This window comes from Shinella sedimenti (assembly GCF_022601905.1).
Classification (GTDB): domain Bacteria; phylum Pseudomonadota; class Alphaproteobacteria; order Rhizobiales; family Rhizobiaceae; genus Shinella; species Shinella sedimenti.
Window position 1 is genome coordinate 243,112 of the sequence record NZ_JAKVIN010000001.1, and the last position, 20,841, is coordinate 263,952.

The 20,841-nt window shown below is 62.1% G+C and carries 18 protein-coding genes and 1 tRNA gene; 10 read left to right on the forward strand and 9 right to left on the reverse strand.

Annotated elements, in window-relative coordinates; all coding sequences use genetic code 11:
* Window positions 1-83: 83 nt before the first annotated feature.
* The 3 genes from MKI86_RS01210 to MKI86_RS01220 all read right to left on the reverse strand — a co-directional run bounded on the left by MKI86_RS01210 (window position 84) and on the right by MKI86_RS01220 (window position 6,493).
* Window positions 84-3,380: an SPOR domain-containing protein gene (locus tag MKI86_RS01210; RefSeq protein ID WP_241596088.1), complete on the reverse strand. Its 3,297-nt coding sequence runs from the start codon at window positions 3,378-3,380 to the stop codon at window positions 84-86.
* Between the two features lie 62 nt (window positions 3,381-3,442).
* On the reverse strand, window positions 3,443-5,203 hold the full coding sequence (argS, locus tag MKI86_RS01215) for an arginine--tRNA ligase (RefSeq protein WP_241596091.1): 1,761 nt from the start codon (window positions 5,201-5,203) through the stop codon (window positions 3,443-3,445).
* 69 nt (window positions 5,204-5,272) lie between these two features.
* The gene (locus MKI86_RS01220) at window positions 5,273-6,493 is read right to left on the reverse strand and encodes a deoxyguanosinetriphosphate triphosphohydrolase (RefSeq protein WP_241596094.1); all 1,221 of its coding nucleotides are present in this window, start codon (window positions 6,491-6,493) and stop codon (window positions 5,273-5,275) included.
* A gap of 217 nt (window positions 6,494-6,710) precedes the next feature.
* On the opposite strand from MKI86_RS01220, the gene erpA reads away from it, so the two are divergent.
* Window positions 6,711-7,043, forward strand: a complete 333-nt coding sequence (gene erpA / locus MKI86_RS01225) for an iron-sulfur cluster insertion protein ErpA (RefSeq protein WP_241596097.1) — start codon at window positions 6,711-6,713, stop codon at window positions 7,041-7,043.
* Between the two features lie 65 nt (window positions 7,044-7,108).
* Window positions 7,109-7,900 carry an exodeoxyribonuclease III gene (gene xth / locus MKI86_RS01230; RefSeq protein ID WP_241597752.1) on the forward strand — a complete coding sequence of 264 codons (792 nt, stop codon included), beginning with the start codon at window positions 7,109-7,111 and terminating at the stop codon, window positions 7,898-7,900.
* Window positions 7,901-7,927: 27 nt separating this feature from the next.
* Here the strand turns inward: xth and exoR are convergent, their stop codons facing one another.
* Window positions 7,928-8,713, reverse strand: coding sequence for an exopolysaccharide production regulator ExoR (exoR, locus tag MKI86_RS01235; protein WP_370879855.1), 786 nt, complete (start codon window positions 8,711-8,713; stop codon window positions 7,928-7,930).
* A 461-nt stretch (window positions 8,714-9,174) separates the two neighbouring features.
* Window positions 9,175-9,259 (reverse strand) — tRNA-Leu (locus MKI86_RS01240).
* A gap of 195 nt (window positions 9,260-9,454) precedes the next feature.
* Here MKI86_RS01240 and lipB point away from each other — a divergent pair.
* On the forward strand, window positions 9,455-10,201 hold the full coding sequence (gene lipB, locus MKI86_RS01245; RefSeq protein ID WP_241596100.1) for a lipoyl(octanoyl) transferase LipB: 747 nt from the start codon (window positions 9,455-9,457) through the stop codon (window positions 10,199-10,201).
* Here the strand turns inward: lipB and MKI86_RS01250 are convergent.
* From MKI86_RS01250 to MKI86_RS01260, 3 genes are all read right to left on the reverse strand, one after another.
* On the reverse strand, window positions 10,174-11,418 hold the full coding sequence (locus MKI86_RS01250; protein WP_241596103.1) for a hypothetical protein: 1,245 nt from the start codon (window positions 11,416-11,418) through the stop codon (window positions 10,174-10,176). The two genes, lipB and MKI86_RS01250, sit on opposite strands and share 28 nt — an antisense overlap.
* A 69-nt stretch (window positions 11,419-11,487) precedes the next feature.
* Window positions 11,488-13,440, reverse strand: coding sequence for an acetyl-CoA carboxylase biotin carboxylase subunit (locus MKI86_RS01255; RefSeq protein WP_241596106.1), 1,953 nt, complete (start codon window positions 13,438-13,440; stop codon window positions 11,488-11,490).
* A gap of 76 nt (window positions 13,441-13,516) precedes the next feature.
* On the reverse strand, window positions 13,517-14,467 hold the full coding sequence (locus MKI86_RS01260; protein ID WP_241596109.1) for a DMT family transporter: 951 nt from the start codon (window positions 14,465-14,467) through the stop codon (window positions 13,517-13,519).
* 154 nt (window positions 14,468-14,621) lie between these two features.
* Between MKI86_RS01260 and MKI86_RS01265 the strand changes: the two genes are divergently transcribed.
* The 7 genes from MKI86_RS01265 to sugE all read left to right on the forward strand — a co-directional run bounded on the left by MKI86_RS01265 (window position 14,622) and on the right by sugE (window position 19,171).
* Window positions 14,622-15,026: a helix-turn-helix domain-containing protein gene (locus tag MKI86_RS01265; protein ID WP_241596112.1), complete on the forward strand. Its 405-nt coding sequence runs from the start codon at window positions 14,622-14,624 to the stop codon at window positions 15,024-15,026.
* 78 nt (window positions 15,027-15,104) lie between these two features.
* The gene (locus tag MKI86_RS01270; RefSeq protein ID WP_241596115.1) at window positions 15,105-16,232 is read left to right on the forward strand and encodes an S-(hydroxymethyl)glutathione dehydrogenase/class III alcohol dehydrogenase; all 1,128 of its coding nucleotides are present in this window, start codon (window positions 15,105-15,107) and stop codon (window positions 16,230-16,232) included.
* Window positions 16,232-16,705 (forward strand): GNAT family N-acetyltransferase, encoded by a 474-nt coding sequence (locus tag MKI86_RS01275; RefSeq protein ID WP_370879856.1) that lies wholly within the window; start codon window positions 16,232-16,234, stop codon window positions 16,703-16,705. The genes MKI86_RS01270 and MKI86_RS01275 overlap by 1 nt, the downstream gene beginning before the upstream one ends.
* Before the next feature lie 13 nt (window positions 16,706-16,718).
* The gene (locus tag MKI86_RS01280; protein WP_241596121.1) at window positions 16,719-17,192 is read left to right on the forward strand and encodes a YaiI/YqxD family protein; all 474 of its coding nucleotides are present in this window, start codon (window positions 16,719-16,721) and stop codon (window positions 17,190-17,192) included.
* Window positions 17,189-17,845, forward strand: coding sequence for a DUF1345 domain-containing protein (locus MKI86_RS01285; RefSeq protein WP_241596124.1), 657 nt, complete (start codon window positions 17,189-17,191; stop codon window positions 17,843-17,845). Before MKI86_RS01280 ends, MKI86_RS01285 begins: the two co-directional genes overlap by 4 nt.
* Before the next feature lie 15 nt (window positions 17,846-17,860).
* Window positions 17,861-18,694 carry an S-formylglutathione hydrolase gene (gene fghA, locus MKI86_RS01290; protein WP_241596127.1) on the forward strand — a complete coding sequence of 278 codons (834 nt, stop codon included), beginning with the start codon at window positions 17,861-17,863 and terminating at the stop codon, window positions 18,692-18,694.
* Window positions 18,695-18,856: 162 nt separating this feature from the next.
* Window positions 18,857-19,171 carry a quaternary ammonium compound efflux SMR transporter SugE gene (gene sugE / locus MKI86_RS01295; RefSeq protein WP_241596130.1) on the forward strand — a complete coding sequence of 105 codons (315 nt, stop codon included), beginning with the start codon at window positions 18,857-18,859 and terminating at the stop codon, window positions 19,169-19,171.
* Between the two features lie 72 nt (window positions 19,172-19,243).
* On the opposite strand, the gene MKI86_RS01300 is transcribed toward sugE, so the two are convergent.
* Window positions 19,244-20,776, reverse strand: a complete 1,533-nt coding sequence (locus MKI86_RS01300) for an acyl-CoA carboxylase subunit beta (RefSeq protein WP_241596133.1) — start codon at window positions 20,774-20,776, stop codon at window positions 19,244-19,246.
* Window positions 20,777-20,841: the final 65 nt, after the last annotated feature.

A 20,841-nucleotide genomic window follows, 5' to 3' on the forward strand; every position in this document is an offset into this window, starting at 1 on the left:
GCCGGCTATCCGCAATGCGCCTCGCGACGGAATCGAAAGGGCGCGGACAGGATCCGCGCCCTCCATGATGCTGACTGTCTGCCTCAGCGGGTCACGAGGCAGCTGCCGCCGGCGCCCTTGTAGCGATTGCAGAGGCTGTTGGCCTCCTCACGTGAGCCGGCCGGGATGCGCACACGGTAGAACGTGCCCTTGTTGGGGATCGCCACCTGCTTGATGTCAACGCCGCGACCGCCGATCACGCTGCCGAACTTGGCGGACAGCGAATTGTAGGTCTTCTGCGCTTCCGCCTCAGACGGCAGCGAGGCGATCTGGATAACGTAGCTGCCAGGCGTCACAGCGGCGACCTGGGTGGTCTCCGCGGCCTGGCTCGTCGCAGCCGCGGTCTGCTGGCCACGGACATTGCCGTTTTCGGTAACAGTTCCGACGACGTTGACCGGCTGGTCGACCGGACGGCTTTCCGGCGTCGGCGTGTTGTTGCCGGCCGTCGTCGCGGCGTCCGCACCGAAGGTCGTGGTTTTTACGGTACGGACAGGCGCGGTGTCATCGACCTGGGCATTCGCCACTTCGGCAAGCGCCGAGCGCGGCTGAGTGCCGGTGGCAGCCTGTTCGGCACGCAGCGAGGCATTGGGATCGACCTCGGCATTTGCCGTTTTGGCTTCGCCTGCCGTGCGGCCGGTGGTCGCCGTCGCCTTCGCGTCGAGCTGGGCGGTTTCCTGCGTCGCCGGCGTATCCTCGCGGGCAACCAGCGTGCCGTCGGGTTTGACGATCATGGTGCGCACCTTGCGGGGCGACACGACAGGCTTGCCGGCGTCGGCGGTCGCCTTTTCCGGCTCATCCACGCCCGGAAGCAGGCGGCTGTCATCGTCGGCGCCAGCTGTCTCCTGCCCGTCATCAGCATCATCGAACGGCAGGGTTTCCGGCGTTAGCGTGCGCTGTACCACATCGATCGGCTCCTCCGACGAGGTGACGAGTTGCTCTTGCTGCGGCGTATTGGCGCCGTCGCCGGCTACGCGATCGTAGACGGCCTTGTCCTGGTTCGGGACGGTCTTGCCGCCACGCTCCTCGGGCACGACCTTGATCGGCTCCTTGTCAGCCAGAATGACGCGTGGCTCACCGGAACTCGCCGTGCCGCCGCCCGTAAACGACGACCATGCATAGACGCCACCGCCGCCGACAAGCAGCAGGGCGGCAACGGAGGCCGCAATCAGCATGCCGCGGCGCGGGCGCGTCTGCTCGTCATCATAACCGTCGCCGCCATATAGCGTGTTTGCCTGGCCGGGATCGACGGGGATCGCCATGCGCTCCGGCTGGTGCAGGGAACGGCGGAAATCCTCTTCGAGCGCTCGTTCGAAATCATCGACGTCGTTGATCTGCGCTGCGGGCTGGCCGACCGTGGCCGCACCCGCGGCGACACCGCGCGACAGATCTTCCGAACGCGCCGGCGCTGCCGGCTCGGTGAAGAGCTGAGCCATTTCCGCATCGAGGTCAAAGTCGAAATCGGGCTGATAGGCCTGCGGCTTTTCCTTCTCGATCACGGGAAGCTGCGGCACATCCAGTTCCGTGACCGGCGCGACACCGACATCGGTATCGGCGATCATGGTCGGATCGAAAGGCAGCGAGCCATCGGCCGTTTCCGAAACGATCGGCTGCGGCGCCGTATAGGTCGATACGGGTACGGCAACGGCCGGCTCACGGCGCACGGGGCGTTCTGCTTCGACAGCGCGAGCCGTTTCTACCGGAGCCACCTCTGCGCGGGCCACGGGTTTCGTAACGGCCGGAGGTTCATCCAGCGAAAAATCGGACAGATCGAGATCGATGTCAGAGAGGTCAAAGTCCAGATTGTCGAAATCGATATCCGGCTCGGCGGCGGGCGTCGTAGCGGAAACCGGCTCCTGACGGGTTTCGATGATCGGTGCCGGCGCTGTAAACGCAGGTTCGGCGAAAGTCGGGACGGCAGACGTTACCGCCTTTTCCGCTACGGTCTCGCGGCGGCCGGTCGGTGTTGCACGTCCGAAAATGGCTGCGACATTCGCAAAAGAGTTGCGCTGTGCAGCGGCGGCTGTAACCGCCGCCGTCGTGGCCGCAGCAGCCGTGGTGGCGGAAAAGGGCAAGCCTGCTTCCGGCACCGGATAAAGCTCGACTTCGGCCAGCAGGGAATCGTGACCGTAGCCCTGCCCCTTCTGGACGGACTGTACCTGATAATCCGGCGCCGTCTCATGAACGGGCTCAGCCTGCCAGGACTGCTGGGCTTCAGCGAGAGCGCGTGCGTGATCTTCTGCGGTGTCGATGGGCATTTCGGAAACGAAATGCGGCTCGTCGCCAGCATAATAGGCGGTCTCGGCATGGAACGGCTCGGCATGCTGGACGCCCGAATCGGCCGGCACCCAGTTTTCCGAAACGGGCTCGACAGCGCTTTCGATTGCCATTTCCGCAACCGGCAACGGCTGAGTGAACGCGGCCTCGGCACTCGCATCCTGCGCGTGTGCGCCATCCGTGAAGGTATCGCCGAGAGAAAGCTCGAGCTCGCGCTCGAGATCCACACCGAGATCGGAAGCCGTGTCGCCTTCCACCGGCTGCAGGCCGAGAAATGCCGGCTCCGGCGCCGCATAAGTTTCGGGTTCCGGGACAGTCGAAATCTGCGGCGGGGCTTCGAAATGCGGCTCGAAGCGTTCAGCGAACTGCAAGCCTGCATGGGCCTCCGCCTCGACGGAAACCGGCGGCACGTCCTGAACGGCGCCTTCGAGCTCATCAGCGAGCAGAAGCGCGGAATCAGCAGGGACATCGGCCTGAAACACCGAAGCTTCGACGGCCGCCGGCGTTTCTTCGAACGCTGGCTCCCAATCGCGGGCTTCGTCGACATAAACGTCATGAGCGACGAAATCCTCGACGGGACTGGCGACGAACGCATCCACTTGCGGCTCGAAAACGGGCTCGGCATGAACCGGCGCCTGATACGTTTCGACCGGCGCCTCGAACGTGGGTTCGGCGAATGACGGCTCCTGATGACGGGGTGTGTCTACGAACGTGTGTCGCGCAGGAATCTCGTCGATGATCGCGGCGTGGTCCTCGACAAGCGGGACCGACACATCAAAGACAGGCTCGACGTGGCGTTCGGCAGCCGGCTCCACAAGCGGCTGCGCCGAAACGCGGCTTGCCGGGGCATCGTACTGCTCGAAGGCACGCATCAGCTCGTCCTCGAGTGCGAGAACAGCATTCTCGCGCCGGGGCGCAGGCTGTGCGCTTTCGGAGAAGGATTGCGTCACGCCCTGCACCGGGTGCGGATCGAAGTTCACGAGACGGGCAAGCTCGCTCAGCGGATCATCATCCGCCAAGAGGCCCGCATCACCGGTTCCGCTTCGCGCGAAGTTCTTGTCAGCCATACTGCTTCCCACTCATAAGCTACAAAGACGCATTGCCAGCTTATTATGGGTAAATGGTGACGTTATCGCATTTCATCCGGTGCTGCGGTACCTGTAATGGACAGACCCGACTTGAGAACGGAAGCGACAGCGTGCACCAGCCCAAGTCTGGCGATGGTCAATTCTCTATTTTTATCGTTAACAAACCGTAATTCCGGTTGTTCTTTACCCTTGTTCCAGTGTCCGTGGAATGCGCTGGCAAGTTCATAGAGATAAAATGCAATGCGATGCGGCTCCTGCGCCGCTGCCGCACCTTCGATGACACGGGGATATTCTGCCAGTTTTGCCAGAAGCTGCAACTCGCTGGGATCCGCGATATTTCCGGCGATCGCACCGGCAAGATCGAGCGAGGTCACATCGAGACCCGGCAGTGCCTCGGCCGCCTGACGGAACACCGACATGCAGCGTGCATGGGCATACTGCACATAGAAGACCGGATTGTCCTTGGACTGCTCTGTCACCTTCGCAAAGTCGAAGTCGAGCGGCTCGCTGCTCTTGCGATAGAGCATCATGAAGCGGACCGGATCACGCCCGACCTCTTCGACGACGTCGCGCAGGGTCACGAAATCACCGGAGCGCTTCGACATCTTCACCGGCTCGCCGTCGCGGAAGAGCTTCACGAGCTGGCACAGGAGAACCGTCAGCTTCGAGTTTCCATCGGAAACCGCCTTGGCGACCGCCTCAAGGCGCTTGACGTAACCGCCATGGTCGGCGCCGAGCACATAGATCATCTCGTCGAAGCCGCGATCGAACTTGTCCTTGAAGTAGGCAACGTCTGCGGCGAAGTAAGTATAGGACCCGTCGGACTTGATCAGCGGGCGGTCGATATCGTCCCCCACCTCCGTCGAGCGGAACAGGGTCTGCTCGCGATCTTCCCAGTCTTCCGGCAGTTGACCCTTCGGCGGCGGCAGAACGCCCTTGTAGACATAGCCCTTGAAGGTCAGGTCGTTGATCGCGGTACGGATCGGCGCGCCGTTGCCGGCATGCAGCGAACGTTCCGAGAAAAAGACGTCATGCACGACGTTGAGGGCGGCCAGGTCCTCGCGGATCATCGCCATCATCATGTCGATGGCCTTTTCCTTGACGATCGGCAGCCACTGCACCTCCGACATCGCACGCAGCGACGTGCCGTGTTCGGCCACGAGCGCCTCCCCAACAGGGATCAGGTAGTCGCCGGGATAGAGACCCGACGGGATTTCACCGATCGTCTCGCCCAGCACCTGCCGATAGCGAAGGAAGGCGGAACGCGCCAACACGTCGATCTGCGAACCGGCATCGTTGATGTAATATTCCTTCGTGACGGCGTAACCGGCAAAGGCGAGAAGATTGGCGAGCGCATCGCCGACCACGGCACCGCGGCAATGGCCGACATGCATGGGGCCGGTCGGATTGGCCGACACATATTCCACGTTGACCTTTCGGCCGGCGCCCGTCGTGCTGCGACCATAATCGGAGCCCGCAGCCACGACGGCAGCCAAAAGCTTCTGCCAATAGGCGACGGACAGGCGCACATTGATGAAGCCCGGCCCGGCCACGCCGACATCGGCGACTTCCGGATCGTTCTTCAGCTCGGCCACGATGAGATCGGCAAGCGCGCGCGGATTGAGACCGAGCGGCTTTGCCAGAACCATCGCCGCATTGGTCGCGACATCGCCGTGGCTCTGGTCACGCGGGGGCTCGACGCTGATACGGCTGAAATCGAGGTCGGCGCGCTTCTCACGGACGATTTGAAGTCCTTCGAGTACGTTTTTGATTCTGCTGTCGAAGTCTGTAAAAAGGTTCATCTCATCCATCCGCGCGCAGAGAACCGCATCGGGCGGTATTCCTGCGAAGAAATTCGGGGTGCCGGCTGACTATCGCAATTCAGGGGTATGGTCAAACAGCCGGCGATGGGTGTTGATCGCGTAATTGTCGGTCATGCCTGCCAGATAATCCGCGACGTGACGGGCACGCGCCGATTCCGGCATGGTGGCAATACGATCGACCCAATAGTGTCCCTGCATGAGCTGGGGATCATCCATGTAGGCGTGATAGAGATCGGTCAGGATCGAGGCGGCATTGGCCCGCACGCGCATGACTTCCGGGTGCCGGTAGATCCGCGAGAACAGGAGCTTCTTGATCTGCCGATCGGTCTGCCCCATCGCCTCGGAAAAGGTCGCCATGCATCGGCGCGCCTTGCGCACGTCGTCGGCGCTCTCGGGACGAACGTCCAGCAGCGCGCGTTGCGCATAGCCGATCACGTCCTCCACCATCGCCGTGATCTGCCGGCGCATGATCTCATGGGTGAAGCGCGACGCCTCCAGACCCGGATAGCGATCATGAACCTCCCGCATCAGCCTTGCCAGGAAGGGCACCTCCTCCAGCATGTCGAAGGTCAGGAAGCCGGAGCGCAGGCCGTCATCGATGTCATGGGTGTTATAGGCGATATCATCGGCGATAGCGGCGACCTGCGCCTCCAAGCTCGCGAAACTGCCAATTTCAAGATCATGCATCGCGCAATATTCAAGGATGGGCCGCGGCACCTCCTTGCCATGCGTGCATTCTCCGTTGGGACCGATCAGCGGGCCGTTGTGCTTGACCAGACCCTCCAGGCTTTCCCATGTCAGGTTCAGCCCATCGAACTCGGCATAGCGTCGTTCGAGCTTGGTGACGATGCGCAGGGACTGGGCGTTGTGATCGAAGCCGCCGAATGGCTCCAGAACCTCCTGCAACGCGTCTTCCCCGGTATGCCCGAAGGGGGTGTGACCGAAATCGTGCACCAGCGCCACGCCTTCGGCGAGATCCTCGTCGAGCTTCAGTGCCCGCGCCAGCGCCCGGGCGATCTGCGCCACCTCGATAGTATGGGTCAGCCGCGTGCGGTAATGGTCGCCGTCAGCTGCGATGAACACCTGCGTCTTGTGCTTGAGACGACGGAAGGCCGTCGTGTGCACAATGCGGTCGCGGTCGCGCTGGAAATCCGATCGCGTGGGGCTTTCGCTTTCGGGAAAGAGCCTCCCACGGCTTGTCCAGGGATCGGAAGCATAGATGGCGCGCTGTCCGGCGCCGAAACCCAGCGCATGTCTGTCGAGTGTCATTCGTCACCTGCATTCACGCCGCCCATTGACGCGGCCTCAATGCCTTCATACCTATAGTGTGCATAGCAGCAAGTCCGGCCGCAAGCTCCGTCTGAAAGATCAGCATTTTCAATGATCTGCCGACGGTTCCGCGTTTAGTCGGGCTTCACGGCGCAGCCGCGCCGGCCAATGCGAACAAACGATTCTCTCCGGATCTTGACCCCGGCAGGAGGCAGACATGAGCAACCAACCCGTAACCCTTTCCGATGCCGCCGCCCGGCGCATTGCGACCATTCTCGGCTCCTCGCCCGAAAAGCAGGCGCTTCGCGTGTCTGTCGAAGGCGGCGGCTGTTCCGGCTTTTCCTACAAGTTCGATCTTGTCGAAGACCAGCAGGACGATGATCTCGTTCTGGAGAAGAACGATGCACGCGTGCTGATCGACCAGCTTTCGCTCGTCTACATGGACGGCTCGGAGATCGATTTCGTCGACAACCTTCTTGGCCAGTCTTTCCAGATCAAGAATCCGAACGCCGTCGCCAATTGCGGCTGCGGCACCAGCTTCTCGATCTGACGTCATTTCATACCCGGCCAACAGAGATTGGCCGGAAGAACACGCGAAACGGAAACCGCATGCCGATCAAGATTGCCACCTGGAACATCAACGGCGTGCGGGCCCGCATCGAAAACCTCGTCGCATGGCTGAAGGAATCGAACCCCGACATCGTCGCGTTGCAGGAAATCAAGACGGTCGATGAGACATTTCCGCGCCTGGAGATCGAAGCGCTCGGCTATCATGTGGAGACACACGGGCAGAAGGGCTTCAACGGTGTCGCGCTTCTGTCGAAGATCCGTCCCGACGAGGTGAACCGCGGCCTTCCCGGCGACGAGGCCGACGAACAGGCGCGCTTCATCGAGGGCGTCTTTTCCGTTGAGGGCGGCGCAATCCGCGTCTGCTCGATCTACCTGCCGAACGGCAACCCCGCCGATGATCCGGTCAAATACCCCTACAAGCTTTCATGGATGGAGCGCCTCTTCGCCTTCGCGCAGGATCGCCTGGCGCTGGAAGAACCCCTCGTGCTTGCCGGCGACTATAATGTCATCCCCGAGCCGCACGACTGCTGGGACGTCAAGGTCTGGGAGCGGGACGCGCTCTATCTGCCGCCGACACGGCAGGCCTTCAGACGTCTTGAAAACCTCGGTCTCACCGATGCGGTGCGCGCCTCGTCGGATGCCGCGCCGCTTTATACGTTCTGGGATTATCAGGGCGGGTGCTGGCCGAAGAACTACGGTATCCGCATCGACCATCTCATGCTGTCGGCCGAGGCATCGGACCGGCTGGTCTCGACAGCCGTCGAGAAGCATGTGCGCAACTGGGAAAAGCCATCGGACCATGTGCCCGTAGTGGCTGTGCTCGACTACGCCGCGTGATGCGCGCGAGATCTCTCTTCGATCAGTCTATTCGTTGGGATTGAAACGAATGCTCTGCGCGAGTGCGACGCCCTTGCGGCGGTCCTCCTCGGTGGCGACGGAGAACGCCTCCTCCTGCGTCGCCTGAAGCCAGCCACAGTCCTTGGGCGGGCAATGGTCCAGCGCCGCCGTCATGAAGGCGAGACCACGGGCGGTGTCCCCTTCCTGGAAAAGAATGTTACCGAACAAGCCCATCGCACCGGCATGGCCCTTGTTGCGCGCGCGGTTCAGCCATTTCTTGGCTTGGTGCACGGACACATTGCCACCCTCGCCGCGCAGCATCATGCGGCCAAGCTGGAACTGCGCTTCGGGAATGCCGAAGGTGGACGCGGCCTGGAAATAGAGCTGACGCGCCTGCGTCAGATCGATCCGGACCGGACTGTCTGGGATACCGCGGCGATAGTAGCTGGCGAGTGAAATCAGGGCGCTGGCGAAATAACCCGTATCTTCCGACCCCGGCTCGACGCCGGCACGGGCGATCTCGCTATAGATCTTGAAGGCTTCCAGGTCGTTCTCCGGTACGCCGTCGCCGTCGGCATACATGTTGGCGAGCGCCCAGCGCGAACCCGTATGTCCCTTTTCCGCGGCATAGCGATAGGCCTCGACGGCATCGCCCTTGCGACCTTCCTTGTAAGAGAAGAAACCGAACTTGAAGAGATCGAAAGGCCCGCTTTCCTTGGTAATGCCCGCATCGGGATCGAATGCCAGAGCCGTCGACGCCATCCCGCAGGAGAGCGAAAGGCAGAGACCCATTACAAGTACTTTCATCGGCATCAACTCAGACCTGGGTATCACTTCAACTATTCCGCGGCCGGCCGATCTATCGCCAAGAAACCGGGAACGTACGGTTTTCGTACGCTTTCCCGACAGTTCCCGCGGCAATGACATCGTTTGGCTCATCGTATCCCTTGAGCGCGGTCGCCCGCATCTGCATGCCCTTATCGCTGCGCCCCGTTTGTGGCGGGAAATGGACATTTCGTCGCTTGCCAGAGGGTGTAGCAAACTCTGGAAAAAATGTGTTGCGATTCTGTCACAGAATTTCCAGCAACACTGTGATTTCCCCACTGCAAGCGCCCAACAGTAGGGAAACATTAACTATAACGCTTGTCGCAGATGATTTGAGCACCATTTAGGCGCGCCCGATGAGCGCCGCGCGAAAGCTGCGGGACAGGCTGCGCGAAAAGCAGGAAAACAGAAGCCCAGAAACGAGAAAACCCGGCACTAGGCCGGGTTCTTGGTGCGGTCGAGAAGACTCGAACTTCCACGGGTTGCCCCACAGCGACCTCAACGCTGCGCGTCTACCAATTCCGCCACGACCGCATCGTGGTAGATGTCGTCTTGCGGCGACGGGGGTGCATGTAGCAAAAGGATTTGGGGTGCACAAGGCCGCGCGACAAGAAAAATGAGGGAAAGCGAAACAATTTCAACAGTCCCTTCGCAAGGGCCCGGAAACCCCTGAAATCCTTGCAGGATCGCTCCTATATCTGGCACAAGGAACCCGAAAGGAAAGCCGTCATGCAGCGCCAGGACATCGAGACATCCCTTCTAGCGATTCCCGGCTCCCCGCCGGTGCGCTGGCGCGTCGCGCCAGGACTTGTCGCCTATGACGAGGCAGTCGAAACGATGGAGCGCGAGGCGGCCGCCATTGCCCGCGGCGACGCCGACGAACTGGTCTGGCTGGTCGAGCATCCGCCTCTTTACACCGCCGGCACCAGCGCGGTGCCCGATGACCTCGTGGCTCCCGACCGCTTTCCGGTGTTCTCCACGGGACGCGGCGGTGAATATACCTATCACGGCCCCGGCCAGCGTGTTGTCTATGTCATGCTGGATCTCAAGCGCCGGCGGCAGGATGTGCGTGCCTTCGTGGCAGCACTCGAGGCCGTCGTGATCGATGCGCTCGATTCCATGAACATCCGCGGCGAGCGGCGCGAAGATCGCGTCGGAGTCTGGGTGCGCCGGCCCGAGCGCCCACCGCTGCCCGACGGGTCGCTTGCCGAAGACAAGATCGCGGCCATCGGTATCCGCCTTCGCCGGTGGGTGAGCTTCCACGGCTTTTCCCTCAATGTCGATCCGGACCTCGAACATTTCAGCGGCATCGTGCCCTGCGGCATACGCGGCTACGGCGTGACCAGCCTCGTCGACCTCGGCCTGCCGGTCATGATGAGCGACGTCGATATCCACATCCGCGACTCGTTCGAGCGGGTCTTTGGCGAAACCATCCCCGACACGGACTTTCAGGCGATCAGCGCATCGCAGGCATAGACGATCGCGTAGCCGTGCAGGGCAAGGGCAGCGTAGAAACCGAACCCCGCGAGCAGCCGCTGCGGCGGCGTCATGGGCTCCAGCGCGCGACGCGGTTTCACGCCACCGGCACCGATGAGGCTCAGGAGCGTGAAGACGGCAAGGCCGGCGATCAGGAGTGTGAACGGAAGCCCGATACGCCAGCCGACGAATACGATGGCCAGCGTTACCAGAAAGCTCGCAGAAAGAAGGCCGGCTCGACTGGAGAAAACCTGACGTAGCACCTGCCCGCCATCGAATCGGTGCATCGGCAGAAGGTTGAGCAGGTTGAACGCGCCGAGGATCAGCAGGAAGACCAGCACGGCAGCACCTGTCGCGCGCGAGGCAACATCGTGCAACGCGATCAACGGCGGCACAAGGAAAGCCGACATGCCAGCGCCCATCAGCGCGCAGACCGCCACCTCAAATCGCGAATTGTAAGGCCGCCCACCGACGGCAATGCCGCCGAGCAGCGGCACGAAGATCATGCGCACGCGCTTGTGACCGAAGGCCCGGTAAGCGGCCATGTGCCCGAATTCATGCAGAACGATCACCACCGTGAGAAAAGAAGACAGCAGCAGGCCGCGCACGTTGAGCCCGAAAAACGGCCAGAGCAGCACTGTGGACAGGATGGCGAGCACCATCTGTGTCGCCGGCCGCTCCAAAATGCCCCTCACCTCGCCTTGTCCCGTGGCGAGCCACTGATCGAGCGCCTTCATTTCACGGCGCAGCTGCACATAGCGGAAAAGCAGGAAGGCGATGCCGCGATAACGATCCGTCTGTTCGACCGTCATCAGCGTTCCGCCCGGCACCGGACGCATGAAACGCCGATCCACATAATCCTCCCAGAAGGAAGAATCGAGCGCGCTATCTTCGATGACGCGAGTCTCGCAGGCGATGCCATCGCCATCGCGCGCTTCGCGCACCGACACTGTTCGGGTAATCGGTTCACCTCGCCGATCTGGGTAGCGTAAGGTTTGCCGGGCACGATCCGAGGAAAGAGGTTCGCTTGACAAGACGGAGGGATGCCAGTCGGCCTCGCTGCCAAGCGGGCTGACCAGCCCGGCAAGACGCGCCGGTGATGCCTTTAGAACCCGGCTGAGCCGCAGGGTGCGGCGACCGACCGGTGCGGCGATCAACAGCCAGATCAGGCCGAGATTGATTGCCAGCAGCAAGACAACCGAAACCGAAGTCGACATTGCATCCTCCCCGGTCGTCATGGACCGGAGATTTCAGGCTAGCGGCGATTTCCTAACAAATCAGGAGTTTCAGGCGAATTCCATGATGACGGCGTCAACTGCCAGGCTTTCTCCGGGTCGCGCACGGATCGGGCCGACGGTCAGGTCACGCTCGGCGCGCAGGACGTTCTCCATCTTCATGGCTTCCACCACGGCAAGGGTCTCGCCCGCTTTCACCTCCTGACCTTCCTGAACGGAGATCGACACGACCAGGCCTGGCATGGGGCAAAGCAACATTTTCGAGGTATCGGGCGGCAGCTTGACCGGCATCAGCGCATCGAGTTCGGCAAGGCGCGGCGTGAAGACGCGGGTCCGTACGGACAGCCCCTGCCAGTCGATGCGCATGCCGTTTCGCAACGGCCGCAACTGCGCCGTCACCGATTTTCCGTCAACCGCGCCGCGCCATACGGCATCGCCCGGACGCCACTCGCTTTCGACCGCATCCGTCGTCGCGAGCGCGTGGTAATCATCGCCGATCTTCACCAACCAGTCTGACCGCAGCCCCTGGGCCGGACGCAGGCGGTCGCGGTGTTTCGCTCGACGCGCGGCGTCGGTCAGGTGCGCGGAGAGCGCGACACGGGCCAGCACCTGCGCCTCACCTGCGTTCGGCGTCATTGGCGCGAAGCCGTCGGGATATTCTTCGTCGATGAAACCGGTCGAAAGCCGCCCCTCCCGCCAGCGAGGATGCCGCATCAGCGCGGCGAGGAAGGGAACATTGTGCTCGATACCATCGACGGTGAAGCCATCGAGCGCGTCGCTCATGGCATCGATCGCCTCCAGGCGACTTGGCGCCCAGGTGCAAAGCTTGGCGACCATGGGATCGTAATACATCGAGATTTCGGCGCCCTCGTAGACGCCGGTATCGTTGCGCACGATCGTTGAACCGGATTTCCCTTCCGCGGGCGGGCGATAGCGGGTGAGCCGACCGATGGACGGCAGGAAGCTGCGATATGGGTCCTCGGCATAGAGGCGGCTTTCGACAGCCCAGCCATCGAGGCGGATATCGTTCTGCGTCAGCGCCAGCTTTTCGCCGGCGGCGATGCGGATCATCTGCTCGACGAGGTCGATGCCCGTGACGAGTTCCGTCACCGGATGCTCGACCTGCAGGCGGGTGTTCATCTCGAGGAAATAGAAATTGCGGTCGCGGTCGACGATGAACTCCACCGTTCCCGCGCTCTGGTAATCGACGGCTTTGGCGAGCGCCACCGACTGCTCGCCCATGGCACGCCGTGTCGCCTCATCGAGAAACGGCGATGGCGCCTCCTCGACGACCTTCTGGTTTCGGCGCTGGATGGAGCATTCGCGCTCGCCGAGATAGAGCGTCGTGCCATGCGCATCCGCGAGCACCTGGATCTCGATATGGCGCGGGTCGACGATATATTTTTCGATGAAGACGCGGTCGTCGCCAAACGCGCTTTTCGCCTCCGAGCGGGCGCGGTCGAAACCGTCGCGCACCTCGTCCTTATTCCACGCGATGCGCATGCCCTTGCCGCCGCCGCCAGCGGAGGCCTTGATCATCACGGGATAGCCGATCTCGCCGGCAATGCGCTCCGCGTGGGCGGTGTCCTCGATCACGCCGAGGAAACCCGGCACCGTCGAGACGTTTGCGGCATTGGCGAATTTCTTCGATTCGATTTTGTCACCCATGGCACGGATGGCCTTGGGCTTCGGACCGATAAAAATAATGCCTTCGGCCTCCAGCGCCTCACAAAAGCTGGCGCGCTCGGAAAGGAAGCCGTAGCCGGGATGAACCGCCTCTGCGCCGGTCTCCTTACAGGCAGCAATGATCTTGTCTGCGACCAGATAGCTTTCAGCCGCCGGCGCGGGACCGATATGGACGGCTTCATCGGCCATTTCGACATGCAGCGCGTCGCGGTCGGCATCGGAATAGACCGCAACGGTGGCGATGCCCATCCTGCGTGCCGTCTTGATCACGCGGCAGGCTATCTCGCCGCGATTGGCAATCAGGATCTTCTTGAACATGCTTTCCTCCCGGCAGTCTTGTGCAGGAGTTGTAGCCATAAAAGCCCCGGCCATTCAACGGCAGCGCACGGGCACTTTAGTCGAAGGCAATATCCGCCCTCGCCTTTCGGCTCTTTTGTTCGCGCCAGATGATGAAAAGGCCAGAGGCGACGATGATTGCGATACCGAGCCATTTCGACGGCGTGGGAAAATCGCCGAAGATCGCGTAGCCGAGCACGGTTGCCGAGATGATCTCGAAATACTGGAACGGCGCCAGCAGCGACAGCGGCGCCATGCGGAAGGCGCGCACCACCAGCATATGCGCATAACCCGACAGCGCCCCCAGAATGAGCAGCAAAATGAGTGTGAAGAGCGACGGCGGCAGCGACAGCTCGAAGTCCGCAACGCCGGCATTGTTGCCGATCATGAGTGCGGCGCCCATGAACAGCGTTCCGCCGAACCCGGCGATCGTTTGCATGGTAAGCGGCGAATCGGCGTCACCGATGGCGCGGTTCATGAAGAGATAGATGGAATACAGGAAGGCACAGCCGACCGGCAGCAGCGCCGTCCAGCCGAACAGCACGAAACTCGGCTGGATGACGATGAGCGCACCACCAAAGCCAACAATGATGGCGAGCCAGCGCCGCCAGCCCACCTTGTCGCCGAGAAAGGCAGCAGACATCGCCGTCAGTATGAAGGGTTCCACGAAGTAGATCGCAAAGACATCCGCCAGCGGCATGTACTTGACGGCAGCGAAGAAGAGCAGGCTTGCCGCGCCGTGGATTGCCCCGCGCAGGAGGTTGAGCCATGGACGCTTCGGGCGCAGCGTCGCGGCGCCGGCAGCCGTGAAGATCAGCGGCACGGTGCAGACCAACTGGAAGAAGAAGCGGTAGAACGTAACCTGCCCCGGCGACATGCCGGCGAAATTGGCCATGTATTTGGCGATCGCATCCATGCAGGGCAGAAGCAGCATGGCGATGGCCATGAGCGCCACGCCCTGCATGGTGTTTGCGCCGGACTGGCCGGCTGGGCCTGCGCCTGCATTCATGATGCGTCTCCTCGTTACTTTCTCCTTAGACCTTTTCACTCAACTGGCAATGACGGATTTTCGGCCCTGCAGAGGCGGCGCGAAGCGGCGCATTTGAGGTAGAAAAAAGGCCTTCCGTGCCTGTAAACTTGCCGGAAACACATTGGAGGCCGCGATGACCATTGCCGGCGAAAACAACACCATTCCCTTTCCTGCCATCCGTACCGACGGTGACACGCTGGGCGGCCGGATCTGGCGCGCGCGCGATGCCATCGGCGTATCGCTGGAAGACCTCGCGGCCCGGCTTGGCCTGCCGGAAGAGACGATCGGCGGGTGGGAAAGCGATCGCGCCGAGCCAGACACCAAGGCGCTCTTCATGCTGGCAGGTGTTCTGTCGGTTTCGCCGTCCTGGCTGATTGCCGGCATCGGCGATGCGCCAGGCGATCCCGCCGGCGACGAACATCTCCACCCCCTGCTTCGACAGCTCCGCGAGGTGCACCAGCTGCATGAGCGGACGGGCAAGGCGATCGCCGCGCTCGAGGCAGAGGTCGCCAGGCTGATACAAAAAGATCAGGCCTGATTTTCACCCCAAGACTTGAGACAGCGGCCCAGCTCTGCAATGGTCTGGCCGCAAGAGAATCCGCATAGGGAGACGACTATGGACGTACGTGCCGCCGTTGCCGTTCAGGCAGGAAAACCGCTGGAAGTGATGACCGTGCAGCTCGAAGGCCCACGCGCCGGCGAGGTGCTCATCGAAGTGAAGGCGACCGGCATCTGCCATACGGACGAATTCACCCTGTCGGGTGCTGATCCGGAAGGCCTTTTCCCGGCCATTCTCGGCCACGAGGGCGCAGGCATCGTCGTCGATGTGGGCCCGGGCGTCACATCGCTGAAGAAGGGCGATCATGTCATTCCGCTCTACACGCCGGAATGCCGCGAATGTTATTCCTGCCTGTCGCGCAAGACCAACCTGTGCACGGCCATTCGCGCCACGCAGGGTCAGGGCGTGATGCCCGACGGCACCTCGCGCTTCTCGATCGGCAAGGACAAGATCTTCCACTATATGGGCTGCTCGACCTTCGCGAACTACACGGTTCTGCCGGAAATCGCGCTCGCCAAGGTCAACCCCGACGCCCCCTTCGACAAGATCTGCTATATCGGCTGCGGCGTGACGACCGGCATCGGCGCGGTCATCAATACGGCTAAGGTGGAAGTGGGCTCGACGGCCGTCGTCTTCGGCCTCGGCGGCATCGGCCTCAACGTGCTGCAGGGCCTGCGCCTTGCCGGTGCCGACATGATCATCGGCGTCGACATCAACAACGACCGCAAGGCCTGGGGCGAAAAGTTCGGCATGACGCATTTCGTCAATCCGAAGGAAGTCGGCGACGACATCGTGCCCTATCTCGTCAACATGACGAAGCGTAATGGCGACACGATCGGTGGCGCGGACTACACCTTCGACTGCACGGGCAACACCAAGGTGATGCGCCAGGCGCTGGAATCGTCCCATCGCGGCTGGGGCAAGTCGGTCGTCATCGGCGTTGCCGGCGCGGGCCAGGAAATCTCGACGCGTCCGTTCCAGCTGGTCACCGGCCGCAACTGGATGGGCACGGCCTTCGGCGGTGCGCGTGGCCGTACCGACGTTCCCAAGATTGTCGACTGGTACATGGAGGGCAAGATCCAGATCGATCCGATGATCACCCACACAATGCCGCTCGAAGACATCAACAAGGGCTTCGACCTGATGCATGAGGGCAAGTCCATCCGCAGCGTCGTCGTCTACTGATGACGGCAGCCGCCTACCTGGTCGATGTGCGGAGAATGGAAGCATTCTCCGCGGTCGAGCTTTATGCCCTGCTGAAGCTGCGCGTCGATGTCTTCGTCGTCGAGCAGGCCTGCGCCTATCCGGAACTGGATGGCAAGGATGCCGATTCGCTGCATCTGCGCCTGATCATCGATGGTGAGACCGCAGCCTATGCGCGGTTATGGAAGCCGGAAAACGGCGGCCCGCGCATCGGGCGTGTCATCGTGGCACCGGCACATCGCGGCAGCGGCCTCGGTGGGGCGCTGATGCGCGCCGCGATAGAGGCCTGTGAAGCGCATTTCCCCGGTCAACCGATCGCGCTTTCGGCGCAGAGCCATCTCGAACCCTTCTATCGGTCCCTTGGCTTTATCCCAACTTCGGCGGAATATGTCGAAGACGGCATTCCCCATCTCGATATGGCGCGGCCGACCGAAGGCCTGGCACAAGCGAACTGAAAAGACCGATCGCATGAACGAAGACCAGCCCACCATCTTTGTCGATGCGGATGCCTGCCCGGTAAAGCCGGAGGTCCTAAAGGTTGCCGAGCGGCACGGCCTGCCGGTGACCTTCGTCGCCAATTCGGGGCTGCGTCCGTCGCGTGACCCGATGATCCGCAACGTCATCGTCTCCGGCGCCTTCGATGCGGCCGACAACTGGATCGTCGAGAACGTGCGCGACGGCGACATCGTCATCACCGCGGATGTGCCACTTGCCGGCAGAACCGTCGCCAAGGGGGCGCATGTGACCGGTCCGACCGGGCGACTGTTCGACCAGACAAATATCGGCATGGCCAGCGCGATGCGCGATCTCGGTGCACATCTGCGCGAGACCGGCGAAAGCAAGGGCTACAATGCCGCCTTCTCGCCCCGCGACCGTTCCGCCTTCCTGGAAACCCTGGACCGGCTTTGCCGCCGGGCGAAGAACGCGCGGGCAGGATCATGACGGCAACACCGGCACGCAAGATCTACGGTCGGCACCTGCCTTTCTATGCAGGCATCGCCGCAGCCGTCTTATGCGGCGTGCCGGCGATCTTGATGAAACCGGATTTCGCAATCGATATTGCCGCCGTGGTGTTCTTCTCCTGCTACCTGGGAATGACGATCATTCGCCTGCCCTATCTGACGGCGGGCTATCTCGAACATCATGCCACCGACGCCGACGAACCGGTGTGGATCATCTTCACGGTCACCTTCGCGGCCGCCGCCGTGTCCATAGGCTCGCTGTTCGTCGTGCTCAATCGCAAGGGGACCTCGGGCATCGAACTCGCCCTCGCCTTCGCCTCGGTCGCGCTGGGCTGGTTTACCATCCACACCATGGCGGCACTGCATTACGCCCATGTCTACTGGCGGCCATCGAACACGGAGACGGGACGCGGCGCAGGCCGCAGCCTTTCCTTCCCCGGCGACACGAAGCCGGGCGCGTTCGACTTCCTGTATTTCGCCTTCGTGATAGGCATGACGGCGCAGACATCTGACGTCGCGATCACCTCGACGGCGATGCGCAAGGTCAACCTGCTGCACGCCATCGCATCCTTCTTCTTCAACACGGTGCTGGTCGCAGCCGCGGTGAACGCGGCCGTGTCGCTCGCCACCTGACATCAGGAGCTTCCCATGAAAGTGCTATCCCAGAACACCGCCTTCGGCGGCATGCAGGGCGTGTTCGCCCACGATTCCGAGGCCTGCAAGACCGAGATGACCTTCGCCGTCTTCGTGCCGCCGCAGGCCATCAAGGAGCCGCGGCCCGTGCTGTGGTATCTCTCCGGCCTCACCTGCGCCCATGCCAATGTCATGGAAAAAGGCGAATACCGCCGCATGGCAGCGGAGCTCGGCCTGATCGTCGTCTGCCCCGATACCAGCCCGCGCGGCAATGACGTGCCGGACGAAATCACCAACTGGCAGATGGGCAAGGGTGCCGGCTTCTATCTCGACGCCACCGAGGCGCCGTGGGCAGAAAACTACCAGATGTACAGCTATGTGACGGAAGAACTGCCGAATTTCCTCAGCCAGCATTTCCGCATGGACATGGATCGCCAGGGCATCTTCGGTCATTCCATGGGCGGGCACGGCGCCATGACCATCGCGCTGAAGCATCCCGACCGGTTCAAGAGCTGCTCGGCCTTCGCGCCGATCGTCGAACCGTCGACCGCCGACTGGTCCGCGCCCGCTTTCGAAAAATATCTCGGTGCCGACAAGGCGGCATGGCGCCAATACGATGCTTGTGCCTTGGTGGCAGATGGCGCGCGTTTCCCGGAGTTCCTTATCGACCAGGGCAAGGCGGATGGCTTCCTCGACAACGGCCTGCGTCCCTGGCTGTTCGAAGAGGCGATCAAGGATACGGACATCAAGCTCACGCTGCGCATGCATGAGCGCTACGACCACTCCTATTACTTCATCTCGACCTTCATGGACGACCATCTGAAGTGGCACGCCGAACGCCTCGGCTGACACGACGATTTCCCATGGCGGGGGCGCATGGCTGACATGCCGCCCCTGCTCTTGCGATCGGCCTCACGATGCGCAATATTTCTTCACGGTAGACGGCTACCGCCGGGACATCCGGTCACGATCGCGGGGACGGCCTCGCTCCTTTCAAACGGAGTAGGCAAAATGCCCTGGATTATTCTTACCCTTGCAGGTCTCTTCGAAATCGGCTGGGCTGTCGGTCTCAAATATACCGATGGTTTCACAAAGCTCGTGCCGACCGTCCTCACCGCCGGTTCCATGCTGGTCAGCATTGTGCTTCTCGGCCTTGCCGTGAAGACGCTGCCCATGGGCACGGCCTATGCGATCTGGACCGGAATCGGCACCGTCGGCACCGTCATTCTCGGTATCGTCCTTTTCGCAGAGCCGGTCACGGCCATGCGGATAGGCTGTATCGCCCTGATCGTCACGGGCATTCTCGGCCTGAAGTTCGTCGCGTAGACATAGCTGGTACGGCCGGGGGCAAGAGCTCCCGGCAACGCCTCCAGGTGGAAACCCACGACATCCGTTCCCTTACAGCGGAATGTTGTCGTGCTTCTTCCAGGGATTTTCCAGATCCTTGTTGCGCAGCAGGCGCAGCGCGCGGGCAATGCGCTTGCGCGTCGAATGCGGCATGATCACCTCGTCGATATAGCCGCGCTCAGCCGCCACGAAGGGCGACAGGAACCGGTCCTCGTACATCTTCGTGTGCTCGGCGATCTTTTCGGGATTGTCGATATCCTTGCGGAAGATGATCTCGACCGCGCCCTTGGCACCCATCACGGCGATCTGCGCCGTCGGCCAGGCATAATTGATGTCACCGCGAAGGTGCTTCGAGGCCATGACGTCATAGGCACCGCCATAGGCCTTGCGGGTGATGAGCGTGACCTTCGGCACCGTTGCCTCGGCAAAGGCAAAGAGCAGCTTGGCGCCGTGCTTGATGAGGCCGCCATATTCCTGCGCCGTGCCCGGCAGGAAGCCCGGAACATCGACGAAAGTCACGACGGGAATGTTGAAACAGTCGCAGAATCGCACGAAACGCGCGGCCTTGCGACTGGCATCCGAATCGAGAACGCCCGCCAGCACCATCGGCTGGTTGGCGACGAAGCCGACCGTTGCGCCCTCGATGCGGCCGAAGCCGCAGACGATGTTGCGGGCGAAACTTTCCTGGATCTCGAAGAAGTCGCCCTCGTCGACGGTCTTGAGGATCAGTTCCTTGACGTCATAGGGCTTGTTGGCATTGGCCGGCACCAGCGTGTCGAGCGACGCGTCGACGTCCTCCACGGACTGGAAGCATTCGATCTCCGGCACAGGCGACGTGTTGGACTGGGGCAGGAAATCGACCAGGCGACGAACCTGCAGAAGCGCATCGACATCGTTGTCATAGGCGCCGTCGGCGATCGAGGACTTGGTGGTGTGCACGGAGGCGCCGCCGAGTTCCTCGGCCGTCACCGTCTCGTTCGTCACGGTCTTCACGACATCAGGGCCCGTCACGAACATGTAGGACGTGTCGCGCACCATGAAGATGAAATCGGTCATGGCAGGCGAATAGACGTCGCCGCCCGCACACGGCCCCATGATGACGGAAATCTGCGGAATGACGCCGGAGGCGAGCACGTTGCGCTGGAAGACCTCGGCATAACCGCCCAGCGCCGCCACACCCTCCTGGATACGCGCGCCGCCGGCATCGTAAAGCCCGACGATCGGCGCCCGGTTCTTGAGCGCCATGTCCTGGACCTTCATGATCTTCTGGGCATGGGTCTCGGAAAGCGAACCACCGAAGACCGTGAAATCCTTGGCGAAGACGAAGACGGTGCGGCCGTTGACCGTGCCCCAGCCTGTGACGACGCCGTCGCCGGCGATCTTCGTCTTCTCCATGCCGAAATCCGTGGACCGGTGTTCGACGAACATGTCGAACTCCTCGAACGAGCCCTCGTCGAGGAAGACATCGATGCGCTCGCGCGCCGTCAGCTTTCCGCGCTTGTGCTGCGCATCGATGCGTGCCTGGCCGCCACCCATGCGGGCGCGCTCGCGCCGGACTTCGAGCTCGTGGAGAATTTCCTTCATGATCCCTCGGTTCCTCCCGTTCAGGCAACGGCTTAGCATGGGCAACCGGGGGCTTGAAGAGGATT